Origin of the sequence: Oribacterium sinus (assembly GCF_963537195.1) — a bacterium.
GTDB classification, from domain to species: domain Bacteria; phylum Bacillota; class Clostridia; order Lachnospirales; family Lachnospiraceae; genus Oribacterium; species Oribacterium sinus_A.
The window spans coordinates 1-10,101 of the sequence record NZ_CAUTEG010000086.1 but is presented as its reverse complement, the minus strand read 5'-3'; the positions used below and the strand labels follow the sequence as shown (position 1 = coordinate 10,101).

Annotated in this window: 9 protein-coding genes and 1 pseudogene; 3 read left to right on the top strand and 7 right to left on the bottom strand. The window is 46.4% G+C overall.

Annotation, left to right across the window (positions count from 1 at the left end):
• The 7 genes from moaA to ybaK form a co-directional block, all read right to left on the bottom strand.
• On the bottom strand, positions 1–928 hold a 928-nt coding region (gene moaA, locus RYL27_RS09125), incomplete at its 3' end, for a GTP 3',8-cyclase MoaA (protein ID WP_314966728.1).
• 19 nt (positions 929–947) lie between these two features.
• Positions 948–1,985 (bottom strand): XdhC/CoxI family protein, encoded by a 1,038-nt coding sequence (locus RYL27_RS09120; protein ID WP_314966726.1) that lies wholly within the window; start codon positions 1,983–1,985, stop codon positions 948–950.
• A 105-nt stretch (positions 1,986–2,090) separates the two neighbouring features.
• Positions 2,091–3,065: a molybdopterin-binding protein gene (locus RYL27_RS09115; protein ID WP_314966724.1), complete on the bottom strand. Its 975-nt coding sequence runs from the start codon at positions 3,063–3,065 to the stop codon at positions 2,091–2,093.
• A gap of 568 nt (positions 3,066–3,633) precedes the next feature.
• Positions 3,634–6,045: a glycoside hydrolase family 31 protein gene (locus RYL27_RS09110; protein ID WP_314966722.1), complete on the bottom strand. Its 2,412-nt coding sequence runs from the start codon at positions 6,043–6,045 to the stop codon at positions 3,634–3,636.
• Positions 6,046–6,189: 144 nt separating this feature from the next.
• Entirely contained in the window at positions 6,190–6,474 is a 285-nt protein-coding gene (locus tag RYL27_RS09105; protein ID WP_314966720.1) for a glutaredoxin, read from the bottom strand.
• 191 nt (positions 6,475–6,665) lie between these two features.
• Positions 6,666–7,703 carry an LLM class flavin-dependent oxidoreductase gene (locus tag RYL27_RS09100; RefSeq protein ID WP_314966718.1) on the bottom strand — a complete coding sequence of 346 codons (1,038 nt, stop codon included), beginning with the start codon at positions 7,701–7,703 and terminating at the stop codon, positions 6,666–6,668.
• 1 nt (position 7,704) lies between these two features.
• On the bottom strand, positions 7,705–8,196 hold the full coding sequence (gene ybaK, locus RYL27_RS09095; protein WP_304071595.1) for a Cys-tRNA(Pro) deacylase: 492 nt from the start codon (positions 8,194–8,196) through the stop codon (positions 7,705–7,707).
• Between the two features lie 114 nt (positions 8,197–8,310).
• Between ybaK and RYL27_RS09090 the strand changes: the two genes are divergently transcribed.
• From RYL27_RS09090 to RYL27_RS09080, 3 genes and pseudogenes are all read left to right on the top strand, one after another.
• Positions 8,311–9,087, top strand: coding sequence for a DUF1461 domain-containing protein (locus RYL27_RS09090; protein ID WP_314966715.1), 777 nt, complete (start codon positions 8,311–8,313; stop codon positions 9,085–9,087).
• A 433-nt stretch (positions 9,088–9,520) separates the two neighbouring features.
• On the top strand, positions 9,521–9,715 hold the full coding sequence (locus RYL27_RS09085) for a type II toxin-antitoxin system HicB family antitoxin (protein WP_314966713.1): 195 nt from the start codon (positions 9,521–9,523) through the stop codon (positions 9,713–9,715).
• Positions 9,716–9,775: 60 nt separating this feature from the next.
• Positions 9,776–10,101: pseudogene (locus tag RYL27_RS09080) on the top strand (GTPase HflX); the annotation flags it as partial.

Here is a 10,101-nt window from a genome sequence, read left to right as displayed (position 1 = left end):
AATGGCTTTCCGGCTTTGCCCAGATACTTTCCTGAATCTTTTCCAGTAAAATCTCCTCCCTTTGTTCTTCTGAAAATGCCGGATTTCGCAAACATTCCCGTACATCGATACTGTTTCCAAAGCACAGACAGGGCTTAATCTTTCCTGTAGAGGTCAGTCGAATACGGTTACAATGGGAGCAAAACTTTCCATGCATGGCAGAAATAAAGCCTACAGAACCCTGAAAGCCGGGAATTTTATAATACTTTGCCGGGCCGTTTCCATGGGTGGAAATGTCCTTGGTCATCTCCGGATAAATCCTTTTTAATTTCTCCAGTAAAAAGTCATTGCCGATGCCGTTTTGCTCTTTTCCGTAACCAATAGGCACCATTTCGATAAAACGAAGGTCCAAAGGATATTTTTTGCAAAGAGCCAAAAGGGCAAAGATTTCATCCTCATTTACTCCCTTTTGTAAAACGGTGTTCAGCTTCACAGGAATTCCGCAGGCTACTGCCTCCTTGATGCTCTGAAGTACCTTGTCCAGGGCATCAAAACCGGTAATCTCATAAAAACGCTCCGGGATCAAGGTATCTAAACTAACATTGATGCCGTCCAAGCCCATTTCCTGAAATCTTGGCAATGCTTCGGAAAGGAGCAATCCGTTGGTGGTAATCGTTACCTGCTCCACCCCGGGAAAGGCCTTTAAGGAAGCCATAAAATCCACAGCCCCTTTTCGTACCAAGGGCTCTCCTCCGGTAACCTTAAAGCGGGTAATGCCGCAGGCTACTGCGGCCTTTGCCACCTGCAAAAGCTCCTCATAAGTCAGCAAACGATCCATGGGAAGAGGATTCTCCAGCCCATTGGGCATACAATATTGGCAATGCAAATTACAGCGGTCCGTAATGGACATTCGCATATAATTGATTTTTCTTTGGAACTTATCCTGCATCTTCTACTCTCCTGACCCTCTAATATCTCTCCAAAAGGATCTCCAAGATTCCACCGCAAACCATTCCCTCTTCCGCGGCGGCGTCATCCGTTAAATCCACGTGATACAGTAGGCCCTCCGGTGCATTTTCCAGAAAAAGCTCCCGGCTTTTCTGAATCACCTCCGCCTCTGCACAGCCTCCTCCTATGGTGCCGGTAATCTCTCCCAGGGGATTGATAGACATCTTCGTGCCTACGGAACGGGGAGCGGAGCCCTTTCTTTCGATAATGGTGGCCAACACCAGCTTCTCTTCCTTTTCCACCGCGCCCAGAATCTCCTCACTGTAGCCGATGGTATTTTTTCCGGCGCTCTTCACCCCTACGACTTCCGCCATAATAGAAAGAGCAATTTCCTCCGGACTTTCCGCCCCGATTTTCAAACCGATAGGACTGTGGAGAGAATCCAGAAGCTCCTGCGAAAATCCCTCTTCCAAAAGATTCTTCTTAATCATAGCCACTCTTCTTCTGGAGCCCATCATGCCCATATAGGCCTTGGGCTTTTCCAAAATTCTCCGAAGGCAAATCTGGTCATGCACATGACCTCTGGTCAGAATCACAAAGTAACTGTCCCGGTCTCCTTCCAGACTATCCAAGGCCTTGGCAAAGTCCTCACAAATTACCCTGTCTGCCCCTGCCTTTTCCGCTTCCTTGGCAAAAAGAGGTCTATCCTCAATACAAGTCACGGAAAATCCCAGCATTTTTCCAAGACGAATGGTGGCAATGGCCACATGTCCCGCCCCGCAAATGATGAGCTTTTTCTCTGAAGCCAGGGTTTCCGCAAAGAATTTTCCCTCTCCCAGAGAAAAAATCCCTTCTTTACGATTGACCCAAAAACATTCCTCTCTATCCTTTTCCGAGGCAAAAAAGGGGAATTTAGGGCTGTGGCTTAGGCATTTTCCGGAAGAAAACAAGGCCAATTCCCCAAGGCTTCCTTCCACTAAGGAGTGAAAAAGTACATTTTCCTCCGAAGAATTCAGCCCGGCAATCTCCCTGATAATTTCTTTTCTTGCTTTCTCCATCTGCCTAACCTTCTTTCCTGCCATCCTTTGTGTGCGTTTTGTCATTACTTTATTCAGAACTGTACTTCCATTTTACTCTACTGCCTGTTTCGCTTTCCTACAGGCTTAAAGCAAACCGCCCTCTCCCAGAGCATCAATTTCTTCCTTCTTCACCATGTCCCCTGCCATGATTCGCGGTAATACCAGGTCAAAAACCGTGGTGGGGCAAAACATAATGCTGCCGGGAAGTCCCAAAACCGGCACCTTTCCCTTGGCGTAAGCCAGCATAAACATGGAACCGGGCAGTACCGGTGCTCCGTAGCTTACCACCTCTTCCGTGGACAGGCGAATCGCCAATGGGGTACGGTCATCCGGATCTACAGACATTCCCCCCATGCAAATAACCAAGTCAGCCCCCTGTTCCAAAAAGCCCAGAATCGCTTCCTTTTCCTGCTCCACATCATCCGGGCAGGTCACATGACCGATAATTTCCACCGGATAGGGAAAAAGCTTTTCCCGTACCACCGGAGTAAAGCTATCCTGGATTCTTTTGTAAAAAACTTCATTTCCGGTGCTGATGAGTCCCACCTTCTTCTTTTCAAAGGGAAGAAGCTGTAAAATGCCCCCCTCCGGCGCAATCTTCTTTACTTCCTCCATCTTCTCCCGCTCTATGGAAAGGGGGATAATTCTGGTGCCTGCAAAGGCCTCTCCCTTTTTGATAAAGCTGTGATTCTTCTTGGTGGCCATCATCATTTGCCCGAAGGAATTCAGGGCAAAAAGCTTCTCCGATTGAATCTTCAGCATACCGTCGCAATCAGCGATAAACTCGATTTTTCCTTCCTTCACCTCGGAGGGGTGCATATTTTCGCTCCGCCCCATTTCATAGAGCATGGCTGCCGCATCATTTTCATGGAGAGTATCCTCCCCCTCTTCCCAGATGTAAATGTGGTCCTTGCCCACAGAAAGAAGCACGGGAATATCCTCCTCCCGAATCACATGACCCTTTCGGAAAACAGGGCCCTTCTTCTCTCCCTTAATAATCTGGGTAATATCCTGGCAGAGGGTTTTCCCCACTGCCTCTGTGGTTTTGAGTTCTCTCATGGGAAACTCCTTTCCGGCTTTTTCATCTCTATCGCAAAATACCGTAGGCGTGCGAGCAATATACGTAAAAACTGAAACCAAACAATGAAGCTCTTATTTGTGAATCTAAATATTTTTTAGATTGACAAAAATTTGTTATTCTCCATATTATACGGTTTCTCTTATAGAAAAGCAAGATTTGTCCAGGAGATTTCCCAAGGATAATCCGGCTTTTTTCTCCTGTTTTTTTCTTGATTTTTCTAGAAAATGTCGATTTTCCGCCATTATTTCTTTCATCTCCTTAGCTTCCTGTGGACAGTCCGTTTTTTCTTCCGCTTTCCATCTATAACATTTTTCTATAAGTTTGGAGCTTTTTTACAAGACTCTCCATTTTGTGCTTCTGCACAAAATACTTCGTTATTTTTGTATATTTCAAACAAGCCTAGTTTCTTCCTCTTTGGCTTTCTTTAGCTTTACAAAAGCAGTATTTTTGAGCAAGAAAAAAGGGGCTGTAAAAATGTACCGCCCCATATTCAGACCTATATTGCCGAAAATCCTATATTTTTTTGATTTTTACAGCCCCTAAATCTTATACTCCGCTTGCAGAAAGTAATTCCACAAGGGCTCCCCGTAGGGATTCCGAGGTACAGCGGGAATGTACCGCTCCCAAAATCTCCGCCCTGGTCTTCTTTCCCAAGTCCTTAAAGCATTCAAAAATTCTCGTCTTTTCGTCATAGGAAATCTGGGCATTCTGTAAAAGCGTAAAGGCTCTGTCCTGTAAGAGCTTATTTTCCTGTGTCTCTCTCTTTTCCTGATTGTAGCGATAGCGAAGGCAAATGCTCTCTTTTCCGTCCCAGGCAGGAAGGGAAAGTAGCAATGCATCCTCCTCTTCCAGATAGTCCCCTGCTTCTGCCGGAAGCTCCGAATCCCCGTATGTCAGGCTTAAGCCTTCCAAAGAAGACACGCCCCTTAGATGCAGAAGGAAGAGTCTCTCCTTGGGAAAAGCATTTTCATTTCCCTCCACCGGGAAAATGTGAAGTACCTCCTCCACGGAGCCGCCCTTGCTTTCATGTCGAAGGGAAAATCTGGTAAAGGCCCAATCCTCTTTCCGGAAATCGGCATATTCATGCTCGTCCTCTGCCAGACAGAAGCTTCCATCAGCACCGGAGAAGATATGAAGCTCCATAAGCTCCGGCGCATCCACCGCATTGCCCTCTTCTCTGCCGTCCAGAGGAAGAATGGTACCTTCTTTAGCAAGAACCGGAATGCTTTCCAGGCTACGATACAGCTCCAGTTCTCTTCCTCCCGTAAGCTTCTCGCCGGTAAAGAAGTCTATCCAGCGTCCCTCCGGAAGCCAAGCCTTCACTTTTCCCAGACCGCTGACAGGGTCTTCCTTCTCCGTAATGGGGGCACAAAGCAGTTCTGTTCCGAAGTAATACTCATTTTTATAATCGTACAGTCCGTCCCAGGGCTTCTCCTCGTAGTACAGCGGCAAAATCAAAGGACGTCTTTCCACATGAGCCAGATAGTTCATGGTATAAAGATAGGGCACCAGCGCCTTTCTCAGGCGAAGGAAATTCTTGGAAACCGCCTCCGCATCCCGGCTGTATTTCCAAGGCTCCTTTCCATTAAAGGCATTGTTGGTACTGTGCAAACGCATGATGGGAGAAAATACCCCCAGCTGTACCCAACGGGTAAAGAGGGAATCATCCCGCACTCCCCACATATGTCCCCCGATGTCATGACTCCACCAGCCGTAACCGATATTGCTGGCAGTGGCGGTAAAGTAGGGCTGAAAATCCAGGCTTTCCCAGGAAATCACCGTATCTCCGGAGAAGCCGATGGGATAACGGTGGGAGCCGGGGCCGGCGTAACGGGAAAGAATCAAACCGCGCTTCTCTCCATTTTTTCCCTTATTATCCTCATAATGATAATGATTCAGCATCCAAAGAGGATCCAAGCCCTTCATGCCGGAGTTCTCCCCCTGCTGCCAATCAATCCACCAAAAATCCACCCCGTCCTTTTCCATCGGGTGATGCACAAAACGAAAATATCCTTCTCTAAATTTCTCATCCAAAAGGTCGAAAAGCACCGGTTCTTCTTCCTTTTGATTCACTCCCATAAATTCCGCAAAGGCGGGATAGCAATCCTCAAAGGCCCGGACGCCATCTGCAGGATGAACGTTTAGGGTACAAGCCATCCCTCTGTCCTTCAAAGCCTTTAGGAAACGGGGAGGATCAGGAAAAAGATCCTTATTCCAGCTATAGCCGGTCCAGCCTGTACCATACTTTTCCGGCACCTTGGTGATGTGCCAGTCCATATCAATCACCGCCACCTGGAAGGGAATATTTTCCTCTTGAAAACGGTCCATCAGCTCCAGATAGCTTTCCTCGGAATAGACAAAGTAACGGCTCCACCAGTTCCCCAGGGTATAGCGGGGAAGCAGAGGAACATCTCCGGTCAAATGGAAGAAATCCTTTAGCGCCGTCTTATAATCTGTACCATAGGCAAAGAAATACAGGTCGATTGCTTCCGAATCCTCTCGTACAAAGAAATTTCCGTCTTTATAAAGCATACTTTTGCTGTCATCCAAAACAGAGAAAAGCTGTCGGGAAACGATTCCCTCCGAAAGAGGCAGGGCACCGTCTATACCGTCCAAGGTTCTGGCCGTACCCTTCAAGCTCTCGATTTTATCCCCGTAATGCCAAAGGGCGGAGGTATTTCCCGCATCTCCGCTGACAAAAATCCGAAGATTTTCACTGCTGAAGGCTCCCCCCTTATAAATCAATCGAAGATATTTGGTTCGAAGAATTCCTTCTCCCTGCTTCCCCTCTTCCCAATGGAATTCTGCGGGAGGAAAGCTGCGGTTTACCGCCATCTGGCTCTTCCCATCCACAAAACAGCCCTTTTCACTGTATTCCAAACGGAGCAGTCTTTCTGTCAGCACCGTAAATCGAAAATGCTTTCCCCTGATTTGATTGCCTTCTCTGATTCCTTCCATAACCCATCCTTCCCCTCTAGGCAAATATTTTTCTGCCTTATTTTCTCTTCCCGAATATAGAATGCCCTATCTCTCGCATTTTTCCTCTAAGAAAAATAGCTTTCAAAATTCCTTCTTCCGGGATTTTGAAAGCTACTTTTTGTATTAAGATGTTGCTAAAGCCTTCTCCAATACCTTCTTCACATTTTCCTTGGCTTCTTCAAACTTTTCTCCGATATGAGATTCATAAATCTTCTCCTCTGCCACAAACATAGCGGGGGTAGCCCAATAATCATATTGTTCTGCAAGCTCCGGATGCAAGCCCTCATCAATCTCCTCAAACTCCACCTTTCCGTAGGCAGGATTCTCGGCAATCAATTCCTCTCTGGCCTTTCTTGCCTGTGCGCAATAAGGACAACCATTTACATAAAAAAACTTTACTTTAGCCATTGTATTTTCCTCCTATGATTCTTTAGTCATAAAGCCTTTCCTTGAAAAAGCATTTTATTTTCTGCTCTTCCTTTTCTGAAAAAAACTTTTCTTTAAGCCCTGCTTCTTTTATCAAGACTTCTTTCTCATCAGACTACTGCATTTCCTTTTCGAAAACAATGCCGGAAAAGAAAATCTTTCTAAAATATCTCTTAAAGCTCCTCCAAAGCCTCCTTTAAGAGCTGATAGGAATAGTGCTGAGCCTTCTCTTCGTAAATGTAGGAGTTGACAATCAGCTCGTCAAAATGCACTCTCTCCTGCACTTCCCGCATTTTCGCCTGCACCTCTTCCTTGGTGCCGATAAAAGAAAAGGCGCCCATCCGCTCCACGATTCTCTTTTCCTGATGAATCAGCTCCTCGGTAAATGCCACCGGGCCGAAGTGGGGAACCCTTACCGCCTCCACATAGTCCTTCCAAACCTCTTCCATGGAGTGCACAGGGGGGAGCAATCCTTGAGACTGGTTAGTGATGATGTTTAAAAAGGCCTGCCACTGGGTGGTGGCTAAAGACTCCGCCTCCTCCTTGGTGTCCGCCAGAATCGCATTTGCTCCCAAAATCACATAGGGCTTTTCCAGCACATCGGAGGGTTTAAAATTCTCTTGATAAATCCGAATGGCGGTCTCCATCATGGTTGGGGCGAAGTGAGCCGCAAAGGAATAGGGAAGCCCCAGTCTTGCCGCAAGATAGGCACTGTCGGTACTGGAACCCAAGATATACAGGGGAATGTTAAGCCCTGCTGCAGGGTAGGCATGTACCACCTCCGTGTCCCGGAAATACTCCGAAAGCTCCATCAGCTCTCGCTCAAAATCCGACTCTCTTCCCACACCTCTTCGGATGGCTCTTGCGGTTTCTAAATCCGTTCCCGGAGCACGACCAAGCCCCAAGTCCACCCTGCCCGGATAGAGGGTTTCCAAGGTGCCGTACTGCTCCGCCACCAGATAGGGGCTATGGTTCGGCAGCATCACTCCTCCGGAACCGATTCTGATTTTTTCCGTATTGCTTAAGGCATACTGGATCAAAAGCTGGGTAGCACTGCTGGCTACGGAATGGGTATTATGATGCTCTGCAATCCAGTAACGGGTATATCCCAGCTCCTCCGCCTTCTTCGCCAGATTCACCATCCGATCCATGGCCTCTTTATAGCTTTCTCCCTGCCTCAGGGGAACCAAATTCAAAATCGATACCTTCATCTTACTCTTCTCCTCCACGAATCAAATCCTCAAAGCTTCCGGACACAAAGGCACATAAATCCTTTGGAGAGAGGCCAATTTGCAGACCTCTCTTACCGGCGGAAACATAGATTCTTTCCAGCTCCTCCCCCTGCTTCTGAAAGTAGGTGGGAAAATGCTTTTTCATACCAATGGGACTACAGCCTCCCCGAATATATCCGGTCAAAGACTGAAGATCCTTCATGGGAATCATTTCCGCCTTCTTGTTTTGGGAGACCTTCGCCGCTTTCTTTAAATCCACTTCCTCCAGCACCGGAATCACTGCCACGAAGTAGCCTGTTTTATCCCCCTTTAAGACCAGGGTTTTATAAATAATTTCCGGGGGAAAGCCTAATACGGAAGCCACATGAGCCCCGGACAAGTCCTCCTCATCCACCGGATACTCCTGCTCTACATAAGGAATTTTTGCCTTATCCAAAAGACGACATACATTGGTTTTATTGTCCTTAGCCATTTTTCCCTCCTTTACTTACTCGCTTCGTGTTATACTAAAAAAATATGGAAAATCTTTGAAAATCAGATTTTTAGCCTTACACATTTTACACCAAAGAACAAAAGAAAGGAAATCATGAAATCCCATTTAAAACATATATTCTATCCTGTCGCCTGCCTGCTTTTTTCCCTCTTTCTGGTCTTTATCCTCTTCGTCTCAGGCTTTGAGCTGGCCTGCTACGGAAATCCTTCTTATTATAGACAGGAATTTCAAAAATACCAAGTTCAAGAAGCTTTGCTGGAGAATCGGGGAGAGTCCATCCCCTTATCGGATTTGGAAAAGGTTATGGGAGAGACCCTTCGCTACCTTCGAGGGGATCGGGAGAATCTCATTATCCCCGTTTCGGTAAATGGTGTAGAGCAAAACTTCTATCAGGAAGATGAAGCCTCTCACATGGCGGATGTACGGGTTTTGTTTACCCTAAGCCTCACCCTGCGCATGATGTTCTTCCTCTCCCTCCTGGCTATCATCTTTCTGCTTGTGATTTTAGAACACGGAAGGGCTCTTGCCATTTTGGGAAAAGGCTTCCTCTATTGTATGGCAGGCTTTTTGGTGATTCTACTGCTCTTCTTCCTCTACGCCAGCCAGAACTTTGACCAAGCCTTTACGCAGTTTCATCTGCTCTTTTTCTCTCAAGGGAACTGGAGCTTTGATCCGGCCCTAAGCCGTATGATAAACATTATGCCGGAAGAATTTTTTCAGGATACCACCTTTCGGATTCTACGCTTCTTCTTGCTTTTGCTGCTGCCCTTCCTGCCTCTGGCATGGTTTTTCAAGAAGATGGCAAGGAATTGGGGGTATCCTTCGAAACAGGCTGTGTTCATTGATGAGGAACGCTCCAATGCAGTATAGGCATGAAATCGGGCACGCTCTCACTAACTTCGCCTTCGCAGCGGATACTAAGCGAAAAACTTCGGTACCCTTGTTTTTCGCAAGTACCGGCGGGCTCAGATTGCCCCTCTTTCATGCCTATACTGCATCTGTCGCTTCAATTCATTGATTGTTACAGTCCTTCTCTCCACAGGTTTTCAGCAAGTAACGGGCTCAGATTGCCCTCTTTCATGCCTATACTGCATCTGTCGCTTCAATTCATTGATTGATACAGTTCTTCTCTCCGCAGGTTTTCGCAAGTATCGGGCTCATACCACCCACCTTCCAGACCTATAGCCCGGGGCAAATACATAACATTGATTTATATCCCTTCATATTTTCATGATCTATGGAATGCAGATAAACGTTGTTTGTATTGATAAATAACTTTCTTTATACTTTTATGAGGGAAAATGTGAGAAAATTTAAAATTAAATTGTACTGGGCAGAAGAAGATAAGCTTTATATAGCAGAAATTCCGGAACTGAAAGGATTTTTTGCAGACGGAAAGACTAGGTCGGAAGCAATACATAATGCTGAAATAGTTTTAGCGGAGTGGTTGGAAGTAGCAAGGGCGGAAGGCATCCCTATACCAAAGGTAAAAAAATAAAGTAGTTTTTCGTAAAAGAGAAAAGCGGAGCTATATCAGAGTAAAGGATAAAGGAGTTTTATGCAAAGTAATCAAATTCAAAACAAAAAAGCGGTTCTGGTGGGTGTGGAATTTCCGGAGAACAGAGACTTTGCTCTGGACACGGAAGAGCTTTTCGGTCTTTGTCAGGCCTTGTCCATTGAATGCTGCACCAGCATTAGCCAAAGCTTAGCCAGAGAGGACAGTGCTACCTTTATCGGATCCGGAAAAGTGGAGGAAGTAAGATCCGCCGTACTCTTTCATGAGGCGGATCTGGTCATTTTCCAAAATGCTCTCTCCCCCTCCCAGCTCCATAACCTATCCAAGGCTCTTTCTGTGGAGGTTTTGGACAGAACTCAGGTGATTTT